This is a genomic window from Pseudomonas syringae pv. coryli str. NCPPB 4273 (genome assembly GCF_000972175.1).
Taxonomy (GTDB): domain Bacteria; phylum Pseudomonadota; class Gammaproteobacteria; order Pseudomonadales; family Pseudomonadaceae; genus Aquipseudomonas; species Aquipseudomonas syringae.
In genome coordinates, this window is record NZ_AWQP01000037.1 from 138,668 (window position 1) to 160,966 (window position 22,299).

Genomic DNA, 22,299 nt, shown 5'->3' on the forward strand with positions numbered 1-22,299 from the left:
ACAAGATGTGAGTGAAAGGGTTGATGTGGTGCGTCAAGGGCGGGCCTGGAGGTCTGCAATGATTAACACACTGGCCGACCAGTCGGTACCCGGAGAAGGCTGATGAGCGCTTTATACATGATTCTCGGCACCCTGATTGCGTTGGGCGTGCTGGTGACCTTCCACGAATTCGGCCACTTTTGGGTGGCTCGTCGCTGTGGCGTCAAAGTGCTGCGTTTTTCAGTAGGCTTCGGCACGCCTCTTCTGCGCTGGCATGATCGTCAGGGCACCGAGTACGTCGTCGCTGCCATTCCTCTGGGCGGCTATGTGAAAATGCTCGACGAGCGCGAAGGCAATGTGCCGCCCGAGCTCGCCGATCAGTCGTTCAACCGCAAGACGGTAGGCCAGCGCATCGCGATCGTGATCGCCGGCCCGACAGCCAATTTCCTCCTTGCCATCGCATTTTTCTGGGTGCTGGCGATGATGGGCAGCGAGCAGGTGCGCCCGGTGATCGGCGCAGTCGAGTCCGGAAGTATCGCTCAACAGGCAGGCCTGACGGCCGGACAGGAAATCGTCGCTGTCGATGGCGAGCCTACCTCTGGGTGGTCCGGAGTCAACCTGCAGCTGGTCCGTCGTCTGGGTGAAAGCGGTACCATCGCTTTCAAGGTCAGGGATCAGGGGTCTACGGTCGACACATCTCGTGAGCTGGTACTCAATGACTGGCTGAGGGGCGCAGAAGAGCCTGATCCGATAAAATCGCTGGGTATTCGCCCGTGGCGTCCGGCGCTACTGCCGGTGCTGGCAGAAATCGATCCGAAAGGTCCGGCGCAGAGCGCAGGACTTAAATCGGGTGATCGTCTTGTTTCGATGGACGGTCAGCCGCTCGATGAGTGGCAACAGGTTGTCGATCGGGTGCGCGAGCGCCCCGAAGCGAAGATTTCGCTGCGCATCGAGCGTGATGGCGTGCAAATGGACGTGCCGGTGACCCTGGCGGCCAAAGGCGAGGGCAAGGCTGCCGCGGGTTACCTGGGTGCTGGTGTGAAAGCTGTCGATTGGCCACCGGAAATGCTGCGCGAGGTCAGCTACGGGCCTTTCGCGGCGATGGCCGAGGGCGTGAAGCGCACCTGGAACATGAGTGTGCTGACCCTGGACTCGCTGAAGAAAATGTTGTTCGGCGAGCTCTCGGTAAAAAACTTGAGTGGACCGATAACCATTGCTAAAGTGGCGGGCGCTTCGGCCCAGTCGGGCATCGGAGATTTTCTGAACTTCCTCGCTTATCTGAGTATTAGCCTGGGTGTTCTGAATCTGCTGCCCATTCCCGTCCTGGACGGGGGGCATTTGCTGTTTTATCTGATCGAGTGGGCGCGTGGTCGTCCCCTTTCGGAAAAGGTTCAAGGTTGGGGGGCGCAGATCGGTATCAGTCTGGTAGTGGGCGTAATGTTGCTCGCGCTGGTCAACGATCTGGGCCGACTGTAAAGCGTTGCCGAGTTGCGAATCTGCCGCATTTTGCGGCAGTTTGTTTATTGCCAGTTGGAATAAGAAAGGACTTCATGAAACGTCTGCTGCTAACTGCGGTTCTTTCCGCACTGATGATCGCTGAAGTTCACGCCGAGTCCTTCACCATCTCCGATATCCGTGTCAACGGCCTGCAGCGGGTTTCCGCCGGCAGTGTCTTTGGTGCACTGCCGCTGAACGTAGGCGAGCAGGCGGACGATGGTCGTTTGGTCGATGCTACCCGTTCGCTGTTTAAAACCGGTTTCTTTCAAGATATCCAGCTGGGTCGCGACGGCAACGTGCTCGTCATCAACGTCGTCGAGCGCCCTTCGGTTGCGAGTATCGAAATCGAGGGTAACAAGGCCATTTCCACCGAGGACCTGATGAAGGGGCTGAAACAGTCCGGTCTGGCCGAAGGTGAGATTTTCCAGCGTGCCACCCTCGAAGGCGTGCGTAACGAGCTGCAACGTCAATACGTTGCCCAGGGCCGTTACTCTGCCGAGGTTGACGCCGAGGTTGTTCCTCAGCCGCGCAACCGCGTAGGCCTGAAGATCAACATCAATGAAGGCACCGTAGCCTCCATTCAGCACATCAACGTGGTGGGCAACAAGGTCTTCTCCGACGAAGACCTGACCGACCTGTTCGAGCTCAAGACCAGCAACTGGCTGTCGTTCTTCAAGAATGACGACAAGTACGCCCGTGAAAAGCTGTCGGGTGACCTTGAGCGTCTGCGTTCGTACTACCTCGATCGCGGCTATATCAACATGGATATCGCCTCGACTCAGGTCTCGATCACGCCTGACAAGAAGAACGTGTACATCACGGTCAATATCAACGAAGGCGAGAAGTACAGCGTCAAGTCGGTCAAGCTCAGCGGTGACCTGAAGGTCCCTGAAGACCAGGTCAAATCCCTGTTGCTGGTGCAGCCGGGCCAGGTCTTCTCGCGCAAGGTCATGACCACGACGTCCGAACTGATCACCCGCCGTCTGGGTAACGAAGGCTATACCTTCGCCAACGTCAACGGCGTGCCGACACCGAACAACGAAGACCACACGGTCGATATCACCTTCGTCGTCGATCCGGGCAAGCGTGCCTACGTCAACCGTATCAACTATCGCGGCAACACCAAGTCGGAAGACGAAGTGCTGCGTCGCGAAATGCGCCAGATGGAAGGCGGTTGGGCATCGACCTACCTGATCGACCAGTCGAAAACCCGTCTGGACCGTTTGGGCTTCTTCAAGGAAGTCAACGTCGAAACGCCACCTGTTCCTGGCACCGACGATCAGGTCGATGTGAACTACGCCGTTGAAGAGCAGGCGTCCGGTTCGATCACCGCCAGCGTGGGCTTTGCGCAAAGCGCCGGTCTGATCCTTGGTGGTTCGATCAGCCAGAACAACTTCCTGGGTACCGGTAACAAGGTCAGCATCGGCCTGACCCGCAGCGAATACCAGAGCCGTTACAACTTCAGCTACGTTGATCCGTACTACACGCCGGACGGTGTCAGCCTGGGTTACAGCGCGTTCTATCGCACCACCAACTACGATGACCTCGACGTTGATGTTGCAAGCTATGCGGTTGACAGCCTGGGTGCCGGTATCAACCTTGGCTACCCGATCAGCGAGACCTCGCGCCTGACCTACGGCCTGACCGTGCAGCAGGACGAAATCAAGACCGGCAAGTACACCGTTGACGAGATTTTCGACTTCGTCGAGAAGGAAGGCGACAAGTACCTGAACTTCAAGGGCTCGGTTGGCTGGTCTGAGTCGACCCTGAACAAGGGTGTATTGGCGACCCGTGGTCACTCGCAAAGCCTGGTGTTTGAATCCACCTTGCCGGGTAGCGACCTGTCGTTCTTCAAACTGGATTACCGTGCTCAGTACTTCCACCCGATCACCGACAACTACACCCTGCGTCTGCACACCGAGCTGGGTTATGGTGACGGATACGGTTCGACCTCGGGTCTGCCGTTCTACGAGAACTACTATGCGGGCGGTTTCAACTCGGTACGTGGCTTCAAGGACAGCACCCTTGGTCCGCGCAGTACGCCAAGTAACGGTTCCAAGCCGGGCACACTGGCGGACCCGGACCAGGATCCACTGCCATTCGGTGGCAACGCCCTGGTTCAGGGTGGCGTAGAAGTCATGTTCCCGCTGCCATTCGTCAAGGATCAGCGCTCGCTGCGGACGTCTGTTTTCTGGGACGTGGGTAATGTCTTCGATACCAAGTGCGACTCGACCAGAACAAGCGCGTCAGGCAAGAAAGTCGAATGCAACGACATCGACCTTTCCGGCATGGCCAGCTCTGTGGGTATCGGCGTCACCTGGATCACCGCACTCGGCCCGCTGAGCTTCGCTCTGGCGATGCCGATCAAGAAGCCGGACGACGAAGCCGAAACGCAGGTTTTCCAATTCTCCCTGGGTCAGACCTTCTAAGCGTCTGATCTTTGATAACGCAACGAATTTTGTAGGAGTTGTATTGTGCGCAAGTTGACTCAACTGGTAATGCTGGCAACCGTACTGGTCGCAAGCCCTGCATTCGCCGACATGAAAATTGCGGTACTGAACTATCAGATGGCCTTGCTGGAATCGGACGCTGCCAAGCGTTACGCAGTGGACGCCGAGAAGAAATTCGGCCCGCAACTGACCAAGCTGAAAAGCCTGGAAAGCAGCGCCAAGGGCATTCAGGATCGTTTGGTCAGCGGTGGCGACAAGATGGCTCAGCCTGAGCGCGAGCGTCTGGAGCTTGAGTTCAAGCAAAAGGCCCGTGATTTCCAGTTCCAGTCCAAGGAACTGAACGAAGCCAAGGCCGTTGCTGACCGCGAAATGCTCAAGCAGTTGAAGCCGAAGCTGGATCAGGCTGTAGAAGAAGTCATCAAGAAAGGTGGTTTCGACCTGGTTTTCGAGCGCGGTGCGGTGATCGACGTCAAGCCACAGTATGACGTGACTCGCCAGGTCATCGAGCGCATGAACCAGCTGAAGTAACCATGAGCATAACCATCAAGCTCGGCCAGTTGGCCGAGTTCCTTGGTGCCACGTTACGTGGTGACAAGGACAAGGACATCACCGGGCTAGCCTCCTTACAAGACGCTGGCCCTGGTCAAATCAGTTTTTTGGCAAAATCCCAATACCGTCAATTCCTGGTCGATGCGAAGGCTGCTGCCGTGCTGCTCAAGCCCGCAGATGCCGACAGCTACACCGGAGATGCGCTATTGGTCCCGGATCCTTATCTGGCTTATGCACGTATTTCGCATTTTTTCGATCCTAAGCCTAAAAGCAGCGCAGGCGTTCATCCGACGGCGGTGATTGCCGAGGATGCACTGATTGATCCTGCTGTCAGCATTGGCGCTTTTGCTGTGATCGAGAGCGGTGTGCGCATTGCTGCAGGTGTCACCATCGGTGCTCACTGCTTCATCGGCGCTCGCTGCGAGATCGGTGAAGGCGGCTGGCTGGCACCCCGTGTGACGCTTTATCACGATGTGCGCATCGGCAAGCGTGTGGTCATTCAGTCGGGTGCCGTGCTGGGCGGCGAAGGCTTCGGCTTTGCCAGTGAGAAGGGTGTCTGGCAGAAAATCGCACAAATCGGTGGCGTCACCGTGGGTGATGACGTCGAGATCGGTGTCAATACGGCGATCGATCGCGGTGCACTGGCTGACACACGCATCGGCAATGGCGTGAAACTGGATAACCAGATTCAGATTGCTCACAACGTTCAGATTGGCGACCACACGGCGATGGCCGCGTGCGTCGGCATTTCCGGAAGCACCATAATCGGCAAGCATTGCATGCTGGCTGGCGGTGTTGGTCTGGTGGGGCATATCGAGATATGTGATGGCGTTTTCATCACCGGCATGACGATGGTAACGCATTCCATCACCGAGCCGGGTTCGTACTCGTCCGGTACGGCCATGCAGCCGGCCGCCGAGTGGCGCAAGAGTGCAGCTCGTCTGCGCAAGATCGATGATATGGCGCGACGTCTGCAAAAGCTTGAAAAGGCTGTAGAGATGGTGACCTGCGCTGATAATCGCTCATCTGATGGCTGATACCTTTTTAATATCAAGCGTGCTCAGTCGATAAACTGCCTCCTTGATGTAGAGGGGTGCTGCGCAGTCGCGACGCACTCCTAATCTTTACTACAGGCTTCCCCTCGAAATGATGGACATCAAAGAAATTCGCGAATACCTGCCTCATCGTTACCCGTTCCTGCTGGTGGATCGTGTAACCGAGCTGGATATCGAGAACAAGAACATTCGCGCCTACAAGAATGTCAGCGTCAATGAGCCTTTTTTCAACGGTCACTTCCCTGAGCATCCCATCATGCCGGGCGTGCTGATCATCGAAGCGATGGCGCAGGCTGCCGGTATTCTTGCGTTCAAGATGCTCGACTCCAAGCCGTCGGACGGCACGCTCTATTATTTCGTCGGTTCGGACAAACTGCGTTTCCGTCAGCCGGTTCTGCCAGGCGACCAACTGGTTCTCGAGGCGAAATTCCTGAGCAGCAAGCGTCAGATCTGGAAGTTCGAATGCAAGGCTACAGTTGACGGCAAGGCAGTCTGCTCTGCTGAAATCATCTGTGCGGAACGCAAACTATGAGTTTGATTGACCCTCGCGCAATCATCGATCCGACGGCCGTTCTGGCCGACAATGTTGAGGTCGGCCCTTGGTCGATCATCGGACCCGGTGTGGAAATTGGCGAGGGTACAGTCGTCGGTCCTCACGTTGTCCTCAAGGGGCCAACCAGAATCGGCAAGCACAACCGCATCTACCAGTTTTCATCGGTGGGTGAGGACACGCCTGATCTGAAGTACAAGGGCGAGGAAACCCGTCTTGTCATCGGCGATCACAACGTGATCCGCGAAGGCGTGACCATTCACCGCGGAACCGTTCAGGACCGTGCCGAAACCACGCTGGGCGATCACAACCTGATCATGGCCTATGCCCATATCGGGCATGACAGTGTGATCGGCAACCACGTGATCCTGGTCAACAACACCGCCCTGGCAGGCCACGTTCATGTCGATGACTGGGCTATCCTGTCCGGCTTTACCCTGGTGCATCAGTTCTGCCACATCGGTGCGCACAGCTTCTCCGGCATGGGCACTGCGATCGGCAAGGATGTACCTGCGTTCGTCACGGTCTTTGGCAATCCGGCCGAGGCGCGCAGCATGAACTTCGAGGGCATGCGCCGTCGGGGTTTCTCCGAAGAAGCTATTCATGCGCTGCGCAGAGCCTACAAGACGGTTTATCGTCAGGGTCTGACCATCGGTCAGGCGCTGGCCGATCTGGCAGAGCCCGCGGCGCAGTTTCCTGAAGTGGCGGTATTTCTTCAGTCCATTCAGACGTCGACTCGCGGCATCATTCGCTAATCATGACCAGTCCACTCTGTGTCGCTCTGGTCGCGGGTGAAGCATCCGGCGATATCCTCGGATCCGGTTTGATGCGTGCCCTCAAGGTGCGCCATCCTGATATCCGCTTCATCGGTGTCGGCGGTCCGTTGATGGAAGCCGAAGGCATGCAGTCCTCCTTCCCGATGGAACGCCTATCGGTGATGGGGCTGGTTGAGGTGCTCGGGCGACTGCGCGAGCTGTTGGCCCGGCGCAAGTTGCTGGTCCAGACCCTGATCAATGAAAAGCCGGATGTCTTCATCGGCATCGACGCGCCTGACTTCACGCTCAATATCGAACTTCAGCTGCGTCGCGTCGGCATCAAGACCGTGCACTACGTCAGCCCGTCAGTCTGGGCCTGGCGTCAGAAGCGTGTGCTGAAGATTCGTGAAGGCTGTGATCTGATGCTGACCCTGTTGCCGTTCGAAGCGCGTTTCTACGAAGAGCAGGGCGTACCGGTGCGTTTTGTCGGTCATCCGCTGGCAGACACCATCCCTCTGGAGTCCGATCGTGCAGGGGCTCGTGCTGGCCTGGGATTCGCGCAGGATACGCCGGTTGTCGCGCTGATGCCGGGCAGCCGGGGCGGTGAGGTGGGGCGTCTGGGCGGGTTGTTTTTCGACACGGCCGAGCTGTTGCTTGCCCAGCGCCCTGACCTGCGCTTCGTCCTGCCCTGCGCCAGTCCCCAGCGGCGAGCTCAGGTGGAGCAATTGCTGCAGGGTCGTGATCTGCCCGTTACGCTGCTCGACGGCCAGTCGCACGTTGCTTTGGCCGCGTGTGATGCAGTACTGATCGCCTCCGGCACCGCGACCCTGGAAGCTTTGCTTTACAAGCGCCCCATGGTGGTTGCCTACCGCCTGGCGCCGCTGACCTTCTGGATCCTCAAGCGAATGGTCAAAAGCCCTTACGTGTCGCTGCCCAACCTGCTGGCCCAGCGTCTGCTGGTGCCTGAACTGCTGCAGGACGATGCTACGCCAGAAGCCTTGGCGCGTACGCTGCTGCCATTGATCGAAGACGGTCGCGAACAAACCGCCGGTTTTGATGCCATTCACCGGATCCTGCGCCGCGATGCGTCCAATCAGGCCGCCGATGCGGTATTGAGCCTGCTCGGACGGTCGCCTTCACTGTGAGGTCGCCCATGATGCAAACAGGTCTGGATTTTACCCTCGTCGAGGACCTGGTGGCGGGTGTTGATGAAGTGGGTCGCGGCCCGCTGTGCGGTGCAGTGGTAACCGCCGCCGTCATTCTCGACCCGACCAGGCCGATTCTCGGTCTCAATGATTCGAAAAAACTGACCGAAGCCAGGCGCGAGAAGCTCTACGTCGAAATTCAGGAGAAAGCCCTGTGCTGGTTCATCGCCAGGGCTGAAGTCGAAGAGATCGACCAGTTGAATATCCTGCACGCCACGATGCTGGCCATGCAGCGCGCCGTCGAAGGCTTGAGTATCACGCCCAGACTGGCGCTTATCGACGGCAACCGCTGTCCGCAGTTGTCGGTGCCCTCGGCGCCGGTGGTAAAGGGTGACTCCAAGGTGCCTGCCATCGCCGCCGCCTCGATTCTTGCCAAGGTAAGCCGGGATCGGGAAATGGCGGCGTTTGAACTCATCTATCCGGGTTATGGCATCGGTGGGCACAAGGGTTATCCTACGGCGGTGCATCTGGAAGCACTGGCCCGGCTCGGGCCTACGCCCATTCATCGGCGTTCCTTTGCACCGGTGCGTGCCGCCCACGAAGCGCGCGCAACGATAATGCTCGGCGGCTCGCTTGCGCCGTCAGTCGGTTTGCTGCAGGACTGACGTTTCACTCCGGGCCAGCTACAATCCTGCCCTTCGTTTTTTGTATTTTCGCGTTTTATAGGATCACCATGCCGGCTTCTTTCGTTCATCTACGCCTGCACACCGAATATTCGCTGGTTGACGGCCTGGTCCGGGTCAAACCGTTGATCAAGGCGCTGACCGGCATGAACATGCCCGCCGTGGCGGTGACCGACCAGAACAACATGTGTTCGCTGGTCAAGTTCTACAAGGCCGCCCAGGGCTCCGGCATCAAGCCGATCTGCGGTGTCGACCTGTGGCTGGCGGGCAGGGACGAAGATGCCGCGCTCAGCCGCATCAGCCTGCTGGCCATGAATGCCCAGGGTTACCGCAACCTGACCGAGCTGATTTCCCGAGGCTTTATCGAAGGCCAGCGCAACGGTCAGATCGTCATTCAGCGCCAGTGGGTCGCGCAGGCCAGCGAAGGCGTGATTGCGCTTTCTGCGGCCAAGGAAGGCGAGATCGGCATGGCCTTGCTCGGCGGCAATCCGGGGGAGGCCGACGAACTGCTGCGCGAGTGGCTGGAAGTCTTTCCTGACCGCTTCTACATCGAAGTGCAGCGTACCAACCGCGCCAATGACGAAGAACATCTGCACGCTGCGGTGGCCCTGGCCGAGCGGCACGGCGCGCCGCTGGTGGCGACCAATGATGTGCGCTTCATCAAACAGGCCGATTTCGAAGCCCACGAAACCCGCGTATGCATTGGTGAAGGCCGTGCGCTGGACGACCCGCGTCGCTCGCACAATTACAGCGATCAGCAATACCTGAAAAGCCCGGAAGAAATGGCCGAGCTGTTCAGCGACCTGCCGGAAGCGCTGGAAAACACCGTCGAGATTGCCAAGCGCTGCAACATTGACGTCAAGCTGGGCACGCACTTCCTGCCCAACTTCCCGATTCCCGATGGCATGACCATTGATGAGTATTTCCGCAAGGTCTCCTTCGATGGTTTGGAAGAGCGTCTTGCAGTCCTGTTGCCCAAGGACACGACCGAAGATTACGAAGCCAAGCGTCAGGTGTATGTCGACCGGCTGAATTTCGAGCTGGATATCATTATCCAGATGGGCTTCCCCGGTTACTTCCTGATCGTGATGGACTTCATCCAGTGGGCCAAGAGCAACGGCGTGCCGGTGGGGCCGGGTCGTGGTTCGGGTGCCGGATCGCTGGTTGCCTATGTACAGAAGATCACCGACCTCGACCCGCTGGAATACGACCTGCTGTTCGAACGCTTCCTGAACCCGGAACGGGTTTCCATGCCCGACTTCGACGTCGACTTCTGCATGGATGGTCGGGACCGGGTGATCGAATATGTGGCCGAGAAGTACGGTCGCAACGCGGTCAGCCAGATCATCACCTTCGGCTCCATGGCCGCCAAGGCGGTGGTGCGTGACGTGGCGCGGGTGCAGGGCAAGTCTTACGGGCTGGCGGATCGTCTGTCGAAGATGATCCCGTTCGAAGTCGGCATGACCCTCGAAAAAGCCTACGAGCAGGAAGAGATTCTTCGCGATTTCCTCAAGGTCGATGAGGAAGCTGCGGAAATCTGGGAGATGGCGCTCAAGCTCGAAGGCATTGTGCGTAACGTCGGTAAGCACGCCGGTGGTGTGGTCATTGCCCCGACCAAGCTGACCGACTTCTCGCCGATCTATTGCGACGAGGCCGGTGACGGTCTGGTGACCCAGTTCGACAAGGACGATGTCGAGGCCGCGGGGCTGGTGAAGTTCGACTTCCTCGGTCTGCGTACCCTGACCATCATCGACTGGGCGCTCAAGACCATCAACCGCGACCGCGCCAAGGTCAACGAAGAACCGCTGGACATCGCGTTCATCCCGCTCGACGACATGCCGACCTATCAGTTGCTGCAGCGTGCCGAGACCACGGCGGTGTTCCAGCTCGAGTCGCGTGGCATGAAAGAGCTGATCAAAAAGCTCAAGCCCGACTGTCTGGAAGACTTGATCGCACTGGTGGCGCTGTTCCGTCCCGGCCCGTTGCAATCGGGCATGGTCGACGACTTCATCAACCGTAAGCACGGTCGCGCCGAGCTGTCCTATCCGCACGTCGATTACCAGTACGAAGGCCTCAAGCCGGTACTGGCACCGACCTACGGCATCATCCTGTATCAGGAACAGGTGATGCAGATCGCCCAGGTCATGGCCGGTTACACCCTTGGCGGTGCGGACATGCTGCGTCGTGCCATGGGTAAGAAAAAGCCCGAGGAAATGGCCAAGCAGCGCGGTGGTTTCATCGATGGCTGCAAGACCAATAACATCGACCCGGACCTTGCCGGTAACATCTTCGACCTGGTGGAAAAGTTCGCCGGTTACGGCTTCAACAAGTCCCACTCCGCAGCCTACGGCCTGGTGTCGTACCAGACTGCCTGGCTGAAGACTCACTACCCGGCGCCGTTCATGGCGGCGGTGTTGTCGGCAGATATGCACAACACCGACAAGGTCGTGACCTTGATCGAAGAAGTGCGCACGATGAAGCTGCGCCTCGACGCGCCGGACGTGAACACCTCGGAGTTCAAGTTCACGGTAAGCGACGATGGCCGTATTCTTTATGGCCTTGGTGCGATCAAGGGCGTAGGCGAGGGGCCGGTCGAGGCGATTACCGATGCGCGCCAGGACGGGCCGTTCAAGGACTTGTTCGACTTCTGCGCTCGCGTCGACCTCAAGCGGGTCAACAAGCGCACCCTGGATGGCCTGATTCGCAGCGGTGCGCTGGATCGTCTCGGGCCGTACTTCGAACTGGAGCCCAAGGCCTATCAGGCCAATATCGACCGTAACCGTTCGGTGCTGCTTGCCGCGCTGGAAGAAGCCATTCAGGCGGCAGAGCAGACGGCGCGCAGTCATGACAGTGGTCACGCCGACCTGTTCGGCGGTCTGTTCGTCGAAGCGGATGCCGATGTCTACGCCAATCATCGCAAGACCCGCGAGCTGAGCCTCAAGGATCGTCTGCGTGGTGAAAAGGAAACCCTGGGGCTGTACCTGACCGGGCACCCGATCGATGAGTATGAAGGCGAGATCCGCCGTTTCGCTCGTCAGCGCATCATCGATCTCAAGCCGGCAAGAGACACCCAGACAGTCGCGGGCCTGATCATTGCCCTGCGCGTCATGAAGAACAAGAAGGGCGACAAGATGGGGTTCATTACCCTGGACGATCGCTCGGCGCGCATCGAGGCGTCGCTGTTTGCCGAAGCGTTCCATTCGGCTCAGTCACTGTTGCAGACCGATGCTATGGTGGTGGTCGAGGGCGAAGTCAGTAATGATGACTTCTCCGGTGGGCTGCGCTTGCGGGCCAAGCGTGTCATGAGTATCGAGGATGCCCGCACCAATCTGGCCGAGAGCCTGCGTGTGACGGTGCGTGCCGAGGCGCTCAAGGGCGACCGGCTGCGCTGGCTGGGCGATCTGTGCAAGCGCCATCGCGGTGCCTGTCCGATCACGGTGGACTACACGGGGCAGGACGCCCGCGCATTGCTGCAATTGGGAGAAGCATGGCGGATTGATCCTGCGGACAGCTTGATTCAAGCTCTGCGTGACCAGTTCGGACGTGAGAACGTCTTTCTCCAGTATCGTTGAACGCCGCAGGCTCGACTTGCGCTCAACCCTGAATTTTAATTTCGACCTGAACGCGCCGGTTCCGAACAGGAACGGCGCAGACGGATCAACCGGCCGGCCTCTTGGCCGTCGACCCAAGACGGATGCCTATGAACCCGAATTTTCTTGATTTCGAACAGCCTATCGCTGACTTGCAGGCCAAAATCGAAGAACTGCGCTTGGTGGGTAATGACAACTCGCTGAACATCGGCGACGAGATCTCCCGGCTGCAAGACAAGAGCAAGACGCTCACCGAAAGCATCTTCGGCAACCTGACCAGCTGGCAGATCGCGCGCATGGCGCGCCATCCGCGTCGTCCGTACACACTGGATTACATCGAAAACATCTTTACCGAGTTCGATGAGCTGCACGGTGATCGTCATTTCTCCGATGATGCGGCGATCGTCGGCGGTATTGCCCGTCTGGACAACCAGCCAGTCATGGTCATCGGCCATCAGAAAGGCCGGGAAGTGCGCGAGAAGGTTCGCCGCAATTTCGGCATGCCGCGCCCCGAAGGCTATCGCAAGGCCTGTCGTCTGATGGAAATGGCCGAGCGCTTCAAGATGCCGATCCTGACCTTTATCGATACGCCGGGCGCCTATCCGGGTATCGACGCGGAAGAGCGCAACCAGAGCGAGGCCATTGCCTGGAACCTGCGCGTGATGGCCCGTCTCAAGACGCCGATCATCGCTACCGTCATCGGTGAAGGCGGTTCCGGTGGTGCGCTGGCGATTGGTGTCTGTGACCAGTTGAACATGCTGCAGTACTCGACCTACGCGGTGATCTCTCCGGAAGGCTGCGCGTCGATCCTTTGGAAAACCGCCGAGAAGGCTCCGGATGCTGCCGAAGCGATGGGCATCACCGCTGACCGCCTGAAAGGTCTGGGTATCGTCGACAAGGTCATCGCCGAGCCACTTGGTGGCGCGCATCGTGATCCGGTCGCCGCCGCTGCCTTGATTCGCGCAGAGCTGAGCAGTCAGCTGGCGATGCTCAAGGAGTTCGATAACGACGAGCTGCTGGCGCGCCGTTATGACCGCTTGATGAGCTACGGTCTGTAAGCTGCGTCGCCCCGATTGTTCCCACGTCTTGCGGGTGTCTGCCCGAAGGGCGTGGGAGCGAACCTGTTCGCGAAAGGGCGGGTTTGAGCACTGCAGCACTTAGTGTGCGAACCCGCCAGGCCGGTGAAAAACATTCATGACCACTCCCCCACGCACCGGTCATGATCTTTCTGCCAGGCTTCTTCAAGTCCTGGCCCCATGGCGCAATGCGCCTGTCTGGCATGTCGGTTTCTCCGGCGGCCTCGACTCAACCGTGCTTTTGCATCTTCTGGCTGAACTCGCCAGTCGCGAAACCCTGCCTGCGCTCAACGCCATCCATGTGCACCACGGTCTGCAAACTGCTGCCGATGGCTGGCCAGAGCATTGTCAGCAGGTCTGCAAGACGCTCGGGGTGGCATTCGAGTCTGTTCGCGTTCAGGTCGAGCCCGCTGCAAGTCTCGAGCAGGCTGCCCGGCAGGCGCGTTACAGCGCGTTCAGCCAGCGGCTGGGTGAGGGCGAGGTGCTGCTGACGGGGCAGCATCGCGACGATCAGGCCGAAACCCTGTTGTTCCGTCTGCTGCGCGGCGCAGGCGTACGGGGTTTGGCTGCCATGCCCGATCAGCGAGTGCTGGGGCGTGGGCATCTGCTGAGGCCGCTACTGGACGTGTCGCGCATGCAATTGGAAGATTACGCGCGTCGGCACGGGCTGAACTGGATCGAAGATCCCAGCAATGACGATCAGCAGTTCTCGCGCAATTTTTTGCGCAGTCAGGTACTGCCGTTGCTGACCTCCAGATGGCCGCAGGCAGCGGCCAGTCTGGCGCGTACTGCACGCCACCTCGGCGAAGCGCAGCAATTGCTCGACGAGCTCGCGCTGCAGGATATTGCCAACGCGCAGGCTGCAACGTCGTTCACTTGGGTTGGCCTGCCGGTGTTGAGTCTCGGGCCGATTGCCGCATTATCCGCAGCTCGGCAGCGCAATGCACTGCGTCACTGGCTCGCGCCGCTGACGCGCCTGCCGGACACCGATCACTGGGCTGGCTGGGAGGCGTTGCGCGATGCCGCGCAGGACGCGGGTCCGTTGTGGCGGCTTGCTGATGGGACGCTGCACAGGGCGCAGAATTGTATCTGGTGGGTGCCCGCTGACTGGCAGCCGCTCTGTCATCAGGCAATGGACTGGTCGGACCCTGATGTGGCGCTGGACTTGCCGGGTAATGGTCGCGTGGTTCTGGAAGGCAAGGCGCCGTCGGGGTGTCTGCAAATCCGCTATCGGCAGGGCGGTGAAGTGTTACGCCTGGACGGGCGCGGCAGCCGTGATCTCAAGCGCCTGCTCAACGAGCAGTCAGTGCCGGCGTTTCTGCGCGGCAGATTGCCGCTGCTGTACCTCGATAACGTGCTGCTGGCGGTCGCCAACCTGCCTGGACTGGACGGTTCGCCCAATGAAAACTGGCGTTTGCGCTGGGTTACGCCGACCGGCGACCAAAGTTTGAGCTGAAAGGCCCTTTCAGGTAGACTACGCTCCCTTCTTGATACAGCTTCTGTCGGCTCTTTTGAAACGACATGAGTTGCCGGTTACCAACCAGTATTTACTGGGTAATTCTTAAAATGTAGCGCACACCACACGGGCTTCGGCCGGTCGGTTTCAACGCAGCAGTTTCGGGAGTGCACCGTGAATTTTGTCGGTAATCGGGGGCTTCGGCCTTCCTTCGCTATCCCCGGCGGCTCTGACCGCTTTAACGCAGACTTCTAGGGTTTTTCATGACGCGCTACATCTTCGTCACGGGCGGTGTTGTTTCTTCATTGGGGAAAGGCATTGCCTCGGCTTCATTGGCGGCCATCCTGGAGGCGCGGGGACTCAAGGTCACCATGCTCAAACTGGATCCGTACATCAACGTGGACCCAGGCACCATGAGCCCGTTCCAGCACGGTGAGGTGTTCGTCACTCACGACGGCGCCGAGACTGACCTGGACCTTGGTCACTATGAGCGGTTCATCCGCACCACCATGACCCAGAACAACAACTTCACCACCGGCCGTGTGTACGAGCACGTCCTGCGCAAAGAGCGCCGTGGTGATTACCTGGGCGCGACCATTCAGGTCATCCCGCACATCACCGATGAAATCAAGCGCCGCATCATCAAGGGTGCAGGCGATGCCGACGTGGCGCTGGTCGAGATCGGCGGCACAGTGGGCGACATCGAGTCCCAGCCGTTTCTGGAAGCCATCCGCCAGTTGCGCTTCGAAGTCGGCGCACGCCGCGCGATGCTGATGCACCTGACGCTGGTGCCGTACATCGCCACTGCCGGCGAGACCAAGACCAAGCCGACCCAGCATTCGGTGAAGGAATTGCGCTCCATCGGCCTGCAGCCTGATGTGCTGGTCTGCCGTTCCGACCACCCGATCGACGTTTCCTCGCGTCGCAAGATCGCTCAGTTCACCAACGTCGAAGAGCGTGCGGTCATCGCCCTCGAAGACGCGGACACCATCTACAAGATCCCGGGCATTCTGCATTCCCAAGGCCTGGACGATTTTGTGGTCGAGCGCTTCGGCCTGCAATGCGGTGGTGCCGACCTGTCCGAGTGGGACAAGGTCGTCGACGCCAAGCTCAACCCGGAACACGAAGTGACCATCGCGATGGTCGGCAAGTACATGGAACTGCTCGACGCCTACAAGTCGTTGATCGAAGCCATGAGCCACGCCGGTATCACCAATCGCACCAAGGTCAACCTGCGTTACATCGACTCTGAAGACATTGAAAACCAGGGCACCGGCCTGCTGGAAGGCGTGGACGCGATCCTGGTTCCGGGTGGCTTCGGTCTGCGCGGCGTCGAAGGTAAGATCACTGCCGTTCAGTTCGCCCGTGAGAACAAGGTTCCGTACCTGGGTATCTGCCTGGGCATGCAGGTCGCGGTCATCGAGTTCGCGCGTAACGTGCTGGGCTGGAAAGACGCCAACTCCACCGAGTTCGATCGCACCAGCGCGCACGCTGTAGTGGGTCTGATCACCGAATGGGAAGACGCCACCGGCGCAGTCGAAACCCGTACCGAAAGCTCCGATCTGGGCGGCACCATGCGTCTGGGCGCGCAAGAGTGCCAGCTTGAAGCCGGTTCGCTGGTCCACGACTGCTACACCAAGGACGTGATCGTCGAACGTCATCGTCATCGCTATGAAGTGAACAACAACCTGTTGCCGCAACTGATCGAGGCGGGCCTGAAGATTTCCGGCCGCTCCGGCGACGGCGCGCTGGTTGAAGTGGTCGAAGCACCGGATCATCCATGGTTCGTCGCTTGCCAGTTCCACCCGGAATTCACCTCCACGCCCCGTGACGGTCATCCGCTGTTCAGCGGCTTCGTCAAGGCGGCACTGGCTCAACATCAGAAAAATTCCTGACAGGGACTGCAGACATGGCTCAGAAAATCATCCGCGTAGGTTCGATCGAGATCGCCAACGACAAGCCAATGGTGCTGTTCGGCGGCATGAACGTACTCGAATCCCGGGATATGGCCATGCAGGTCTGTGAAGAATACGTAAAGGTCACCGAAAAGCTCGGTATCCCTTACGTGTTCAAGGCCAGCTTCGACAAGGCCAACCGCTCTTCGGTGAACTCCTACCGTGGGCCGGGCCTTGAAGAAGGCATGCGTATTTTCGAAGAGATCAAGCGCACCTTCAATGTGCCACTGATCACCGATGTTCACGAGCCTCATCAGGCCGCCGTGGTGGCTGAAGTCTGCGACATCATTCAGCTGCCGGCTTTTCTGTCGCGGCAGACCGATCTGGTCGTCGCGATGGCGAAAACCGGCGCAGTCATCAACATCAAGAAAGCCCAGTTCCTTGCACCGCAGGAAATGAAGCACATCCTGACCAAGTGCGAAGAGGCCGGTAACGATCAGTTGATTCTCTGTGAGCGTGGCTCCAGCTTCGGTTACAACAATCTGGTCGTGGACATGCTTGGCTTCGGCATCATGAAGCAGTTCGAATACCCGATCCTGTTCGACGTGACCCACGCCCTGCAGATGCCGGGCGGTCGTTCCGATTCTGCCGGCGGCCGTCGCGCCCAGGTGCTGGATCTGGCCAAGGCCGGTATCAGTCAGAATCTGGCCGGTCTGTTCCTTGAAGCCCATCCGGATCCTGACAATGCCAAATGCGACGGGCCATGTGCCTTGCGTCTGGACAAACTTGAGCCGTTCCTGGCGCAACTCAAGTCACTGGATGAACTTGTCAAAAGTTTTCCGATCGTAGAGACCGCTTGAGCAGGGTTCTCCGGTAAAGTGCCGTTCCCCGTCATTCGTGACGGGGTTGTCGCATTCAGGGCTGCCGGTTTTTGCGCCTGACTGTGAACATCGTTTTCCCGCTGCGTCGTTTTCGTCAATCCTGGAGTGTTTACAACAATGGCAAAAATCGTTGACATCAAAGGTCGTGAAGTTCTTGACTCCCGTGGCAACCCAACCGTTGAAGCAGATGTGCTCCTCGATAACGGCATCATCGGTAGCGCCTGCGCGCCGTCTGGCGCTTCAACCGGCTCGCGCGAAGCGCTGGAGCTGCGTGATGGCGACAAGAGCCGTTACATGGGCAAGGGCGTTCTGAAGGCTGTTGCCAATATCAATGGTCCGATCCGTGACCTGCTTCTGGGCAAGGACCCGGTTGACCAGAAGGCGCTGGATCACGCGATGATCGAGCTGGACGGTACTGAAAACAAGGCAAGCCTGGGCGCAAACGCCATCCTCGCGGTCTCCCTGGCAGCTGCCAAGGCGGCGGCACAGGATCAGGACCTGCCGCTGTACGCGCACATCGCCAACCTCAATGGCACACCGGGCGTGTACTCCATGCCGGTGCCGATGATGAACATCATCAACGGTGGCGAGCATGCCGATAACAACATCGACATCCAGGAATTCATGATCCAGCCTGTCGGCGCCAAGTCCTTCGCTGAAGGCCTGCGCTGGGGCACCGAGATTTTCCATCACCTCAAGGCGGTCCTCAAGGCGCGTGGCCTGAACACCGCAGTAGGCGACGAAGGTGGTTTTGCGCCTAACCTGGCGTCTAACCAGGAGGCGCTCAGCGCGATCGCGGAAGCTGTTGACAAGGCGGGCTACAAGCTGGGCACCGACGTGACCCTGGCGCTTGACTGCGCAGCGAGCGAGTTCTACAAGAACGGCAAGTACAAACTGAGCGAAGAGGGCGAGTACAGCTCTGCCGAGTTCGCCGAATACCTTGCCGAGCTGACCCGCAATCACCCGATCATTTCCATCGAAGACGGTCTGGATGAGTCCGATTGGGATGGCTGGAAAATCCTCACCGACAAAATCGGCGAGAAAACCCAGCTGGTAGGTGACGACCTGTTCGTGACCAACACCAAGATCCTGAAGGAAGGCATCGACAAGAAGATCGCCAACTCGATCCTGATCAAGTTCAACCAGATTGGCACGCTGACCGAAACCCTGGAAGCCATTCAGATGGCCAAGGCTGCCGGTTACACTGCGATCATTTCTCACCGTTCCGGCGAGACCGAAGATTCGACCATTGCCGACCTGGCTGTGGGCACCTCTGCCGGTCAGATCAAAACCGGTTCGCTGTGCCGCTCCGACCGCGTGTCCAAGTACAACCAATTGCTGCGCATCGAGGAGCAATTGGGCTCCAAGGCTGTGTATCGTGGTCGTGCCGAGTTTCGCGGCTGAGCCATAGATGGTAAAAAGACGCAGAGTGCTGCACGGATTCGGGTTCCCTGACTCGCCTGTGCAGCTCCGATGCTGACGCTCCGCGGTAATCTGGAGTGATTGAGCCTGGCTTATGTCAGGCTCAATGCCCTCAGTCGTTTGTTGTTCACGTTGGCTCTGCTGTCTTTTTTACTGGGTACCTGATATTTCAATGCGCAGTCCTAACTGGTTGTTCCTCGTCCTTCTCCTGTTGCTGGCTGGCTTGCAGTACCGCCTTTGGGTCGGTAACGGAAGCCTCGCGCAAGTGGCCAGCCTGACTCAGCAGATTGCCGACCAGCACGCTGAAAATCAGGTGCTGCTGGAGCGCAACCGCGTGCTCGATGCCGAGGTCATGGAGTTGAAAAAAGGTCTGGAAACCGTCGAAGAGCGTGCCCGACATGAATTGGGCATGGTCAAGGACGGCGAAACCCTTTACCAGCTCGCGCAATAATCAAGTTGGTGCGATGAAAGACTTTCTTCCTGCCTTCTGGGCAGTGATACCTGCAGCGGGCATTGGTGCTCGCATGGCAGCCGACCGTCCCAAGCAGTACCTGCCACTGGGCGGCCTGACAATTCTGGAACACAGCCTGCTTTGCTTTCTCGATCACCCCCGGCTCAAGGGGCTGGTGATCAGTCTGGCTGTGGACGACCCTTACTGGGCTGCATTGCCCTGTGCGCATGACACTCGCATTCAGCGTGTGGACGGCGGCAGTGAACGCTCAGGCTCGGTGCTCAATGCGCTGCTGCACCTGCATGCGCAGGGCGCCAGTGACAATGACTGGGTGCTGGTTCATGACGCTGCGCGTCCGAACCTGGCGCGCAGTGATCTGGACAATCTGCTTGGCGAACTGGCCGATGATCCTGTTGGCGGCCTGCTGGCCGTGCCGGCCCGCGATACGCTCAAGCGTGCCGACAGCAGCGGTCGTGTGCTGGAAACAGTGGATCGCAGCCTGATCTGGCAAGCCTTCACGCCGCAGATGTTTCGTCTTGGGGCCCTGCATCGCGCCCTGGCGGACAGCCTGGTCTCTAACGTCAGCATCACCGATGAGGCATCGGCCATCGAGTGGGCGGGTCAATCGCCACGCCTGATCGAGGGGCGCTCCGATAACATCAAGGTCACGCGTCCGGAAGACCTGGAATGGCTGCGCCAGCGCCGCAGCGAGTTCGGGCGCTAGGTGTCCGCTACTGGCGATACTCATCCCGCATCGCCAACCCTTCCTTAAGATAATCCACCAGCTTGCGCACTTTGGGTGACAGGTGCCTTTGCTGCGGATAGAGCGCCCACACGGCGGTGTTGGGCGGTTGATGCGCCTCCAGCAATGAAACCAGCGTGCCGTCGTTGAGATGTTTCTGCACGTAATAATCCGGCAACTGACACAAGCCGACGCCGTGCAATGCGGCATCCAGCACCGCCTGGCCGCTGTTACAGCGCCAGTTGCCTTGCACGCGCTGGGAAAACTCACGTCCGTTCTGCTGGAGCTGCCAGGTATCGCTGCCTCCGATCAGGCAATTATGGCGATTGAGTTCCGAAAGGCTGTGCGGTCGGCCGTAACGCTCGATGTAGGACGGCGAAGCACACAGGTACATCTGCCGTGGCGCGAGGCGGGTTGCGACCAGACGCGAGTCCTGCAGCCGACCTAGACGAATCGCCAGGTCCATGCCTTCATGAACCAGGTCCAGCGTGTCGTTGCTCAGCTCGATATCGACCCGCAGGTGCGGGTACAGGTCCATGAAACGCGTGACCAGCGGCGTGATGAAGCGCTCGCCATAGGCCACGGCGCAGGTCATGCGCAACAACCCCTTGGGTTCGCTGGCCAGATCGCCCACCGCGCGCAGAGCTTCCTCGCGGCCGTCCTGCAGGCGCTGGCAGTGATGCAGAAAGGTCTGACCGGCTTCGGTGAGCGCGACCTTGCGGGTACTGCGGTAGAGCAGACGGGTCTGCAGGCGTTCTTCAAGGCGCACGATCTGACGGCTGACGTGCGACGAGGAGACCCCGAGCCGCAGAGCCGCCGCCGTGAACTGCCCGCATTCCGCGACCGCAACGAATTCATCCAAACCTTCCCAGCGATTGGTGTACATCGATTATCCCTGTACAGCATTAATGTTTTGCTTTTAGCCGCATTACTCGTCAATTGGCACTGTACTACACTGCAATCCTTGTTTTTACCCGTCGGAGAAGATTGATGATCAAGTCGCGCGCTGCTGTCGCTTTTGAAGCCAAAAAGCCATTGGAGATCGTTGAAGTCGATGTCGCCATGCCCAAGGCGGGAGAAGTGCTGCTCAGAGTAGTGGCCTCCGGCGTTTGCCACACTGATGCCTACACACTGTCCGGTGCTGACCCTGAAGGGATCTTTCCATCGATCCTCGGCCACGAAGGTGGTGCGATTGTCGAGGCGGTGGGTGAGGGCGTGACCTCGGTAGTGGTCGGTGACCACGTGATTCCGCTGTACACCCCGGAATGCCGTCAGTGCAAGTTCTGCCGCTCGGGCAAGACCAACCTGTGCCAGGCGATTCGTGCCACTCAGGGTAAAGGCCTGATGCCGGATGGCACCACGCGCTTTTCCTACAAGGGCGAGCCGATTTTCCACTACATGGGCACCTCGACCTTCTCCGAATACACCGTACTGCCGGAAATCTCGGTGGCCAAAATCGACAAGCAGGCACCACTGGAAAAAGTCTGCCTGCTGGGTTGCGGTGTCACCACCGGTATCGGTGCGGTGCTCAACACCGCCAAGGTCAAGCCTGGCGATACCGTGGCCATCTTCGGTCTGGGCGGTATTGGCCTCTCGGCATTGATCGGTGCGGTCAAAGCCAAGGCGGCTCGCATCATCGCCATCGACATCAACCCGGCCAAGTTCGAGATCGCCAAACAGCTGGGCGCGACTGATTGCGTCAATCCGAAAGATTTCGACCGTCCGATCCAGGAAGTCATCGTCGACATGACCGATGGCGGCGTCGACTTCTCGTTTGAGTGCATCGGTAATGTGCAACTGATGCGTGCAGCGCTGGAATCCTGCCACAAGGGCTGGGGCGAGTCGGTCATCATCGGCGTGGCCGGTGCTGGTCAGGAAATCGCTACCCGTCCGTTCCAGCTGGTGACCGGGCGCGTCTGGCGCGGTTCGGCGTTTGGCGGCGTGCGTGGCCGTACCGAATTGCCGAGCTATGTGGACATGGCGCAGACCGGTGAAATCCCGCTGGATACGTTCATCACCCACACCATGGGCCTGGAAGACATCAACAAGGCGTTCGACCTGATGCATGAAGGCAAAAGCATCCGCACGGTCATTCATTTTTAAGAAGCAGCGGCAGGCGCTCG

Annotated in this window: 18 protein-coding genes; 17 read left to right on the plus strand and 1 reads right to left on the minus strand. The window is 59.1% G+C overall.

Annotated features, from left to right (window positions below; translation table 11 throughout):
* The first annotated feature begins 102 nt into the window (after positions 1-102).
* From rseP to ispD, 16 genes are all read left to right on the plus strand, one after another.
* Positions 103-1,455: a sigma E protease regulator RseP gene (gene rseP / locus P406_RS16105; protein ID WP_032698093.1), complete on the plus strand. Its 1,353-nt coding sequence runs from the start codon at positions 103-105 to the stop codon at positions 1,453-1,455.
* Positions 1,456-1,529: 74 nt separating this feature from the next.
* On the plus strand, positions 1,530-3,905 hold the full coding sequence (gene bamA, locus P406_RS16110; protein ID WP_011266976.1) for an outer membrane protein assembly factor BamA: 2,376 nt from the start codon (positions 1,530-1,532) through the stop codon (positions 3,903-3,905).
* 45 nt (positions 3,906-3,950) lie between these two features.
* Positions 3,951-4,454, plus strand: a complete 504-nt coding sequence (locus tag P406_RS16115) for an OmpH/Skp family outer membrane protein (RefSeq protein WP_003314303.1) — start codon at positions 3,951-3,953, stop codon at positions 4,452-4,454.
* 2 nt (positions 4,455-4,456) lie between these two features.
* On the plus strand, positions 4,457-5,512 hold the full coding sequence (lpxD, locus tag P406_RS16120) for a UDP-3-O-(3-hydroxymyristoyl)glucosamine N-acyltransferase (protein WP_046236722.1): 1,056 nt from the start codon (positions 4,457-4,459) through the stop codon (positions 5,510-5,512).
* A gap of 109 nt (positions 5,513-5,621) precedes the next feature.
* The gene (gene fabZ / locus P406_RS16125; RefSeq protein ID WP_002554719.1) at positions 5,622-6,062 is read left to right on the plus strand and encodes a 3-hydroxyacyl-ACP dehydratase FabZ; all 441 of its coding nucleotides are present in this window, start codon (positions 5,622-5,624) and stop codon (positions 6,060-6,062) included.
* Entirely contained in the window at positions 6,059-6,835 is a 777-nt protein-coding gene (gene lpxA, locus P406_RS16130; RefSeq protein WP_003314305.1) for an acyl-ACP--UDP-N-acetylglucosamine O-acyltransferase, read from the plus strand. The genes fabZ and lpxA overlap by 4 nt, the downstream gene beginning before the upstream one ends.
* A 2-nt stretch (positions 6,836-6,837) precedes the next feature.
* On the plus strand, positions 6,838-7,980 hold the full coding sequence (gene lpxB, locus P406_RS16135) for a lipid-A-disaccharide synthase (RefSeq protein WP_046236723.1): 1,143 nt from the start codon (positions 6,838-6,840) through the stop codon (positions 7,978-7,980).
* 11 nt (positions 7,981-7,991) lie between these two features.
* Positions 7,992-8,645, plus strand: coding sequence for a ribonuclease HII (gene rnhB, locus P406_RS16140; RefSeq protein ID WP_046236772.1), 654 nt, complete (start codon positions 7,992-7,994; stop codon positions 8,643-8,645).
* A 68-nt stretch (positions 8,646-8,713) separates the two neighbouring features.
* Positions 8,714-12,235 (plus strand): DNA polymerase III subunit alpha, encoded by a 3,522-nt coding sequence (gene dnaE, locus P406_RS16145; protein ID WP_003314309.1) that lies wholly within the window; start codon positions 8,714-8,716, stop codon positions 12,233-12,235.
* A 128-nt stretch (positions 12,236-12,363) separates the two neighbouring features.
* Entirely contained in the window at positions 12,364-13,311 is a 948-nt protein-coding gene (accA, locus tag P406_RS16150) for an acetyl-CoA carboxylase carboxyl transferase subunit alpha (RefSeq protein WP_003339568.1), read from the plus strand.
* Between the two features lie 136 nt (positions 13,312-13,447).
* Positions 13,448-14,785, plus strand: a complete 1,338-nt coding sequence (tilS, locus tag P406_RS16155) for a tRNA lysidine(34) synthetase TilS (protein ID WP_046236724.1) — start codon at positions 13,448-13,450, stop codon at positions 14,783-14,785.
* Between the two features lie 263 nt (positions 14,786-15,048).
* Complete coding sequence (pyrG, locus tag P406_RS16160; RefSeq protein ID WP_003364819.1) at positions 15,049-16,680, plus strand: CTP synthase; 1,632 nt, start codon at positions 15,049-15,051, stop codon at positions 16,678-16,680.
* 14 nt (positions 16,681-16,694) lie between these two features.
* Entirely contained in the window at positions 16,695-17,540 is an 846-nt protein-coding gene (gene kdsA, locus P406_RS16165; protein WP_003314314.1) for a 3-deoxy-8-phosphooctulonate synthase, read from the plus strand.
* Positions 17,541-17,678: 138 nt separating this feature from the next.
* Complete coding sequence (eno, locus tag P406_RS16170; protein WP_046236725.1) at positions 17,679-18,965, plus strand: phosphopyruvate hydratase; 1,287 nt, start codon at positions 17,679-17,681, stop codon at positions 18,963-18,965.
* A gap of 190 nt (positions 18,966-19,155) precedes the next feature.
* Complete coding sequence (gene ftsB, locus P406_RS16175) at positions 19,156-19,434, plus strand: cell division protein FtsB (protein WP_003314315.1); 279 nt, start codon at positions 19,156-19,158, stop codon at positions 19,432-19,434.
* Between the two features lie 13 nt (positions 19,435-19,447).
* Positions 19,448-20,158 carry a 2-C-methyl-D-erythritol 4-phosphate cytidylyltransferase gene (gene ispD, locus P406_RS16180; RefSeq protein WP_003314316.1) on the plus strand — a complete coding sequence of 237 codons (711 nt, stop codon included), beginning with the start codon at positions 19,448-19,450 and terminating at the stop codon, positions 20,156-20,158.
* 7 nt (positions 20,159-20,165) lie between these two features.
* Here ispD and P406_RS16185 read toward each other — a convergent pair whose 3' ends face one another.
* Positions 20,166-21,062, minus strand: coding sequence for a LysR family transcriptional regulator (locus P406_RS16185; protein WP_046236726.1), 897 nt, complete (start codon positions 21,060-21,062; stop codon positions 20,166-20,168).
* 104 nt (positions 21,063-21,166) lie between these two features.
* Here P406_RS16185 and P406_RS16190 point away from each other — a divergent pair, with 104 nt between their 5' ends.
* Positions 21,167-22,279 carry an S-(hydroxymethyl)glutathione dehydrogenase/class III alcohol dehydrogenase gene (locus P406_RS16190; RefSeq protein ID WP_003314319.1) on the plus strand — a complete coding sequence of 371 codons (1,113 nt, stop codon included), beginning with the start codon at positions 21,167-21,169 and terminating at the stop codon, positions 22,277-22,279.
* Positions 22,280-22,299 lie beyond the last annotated feature (20 nt).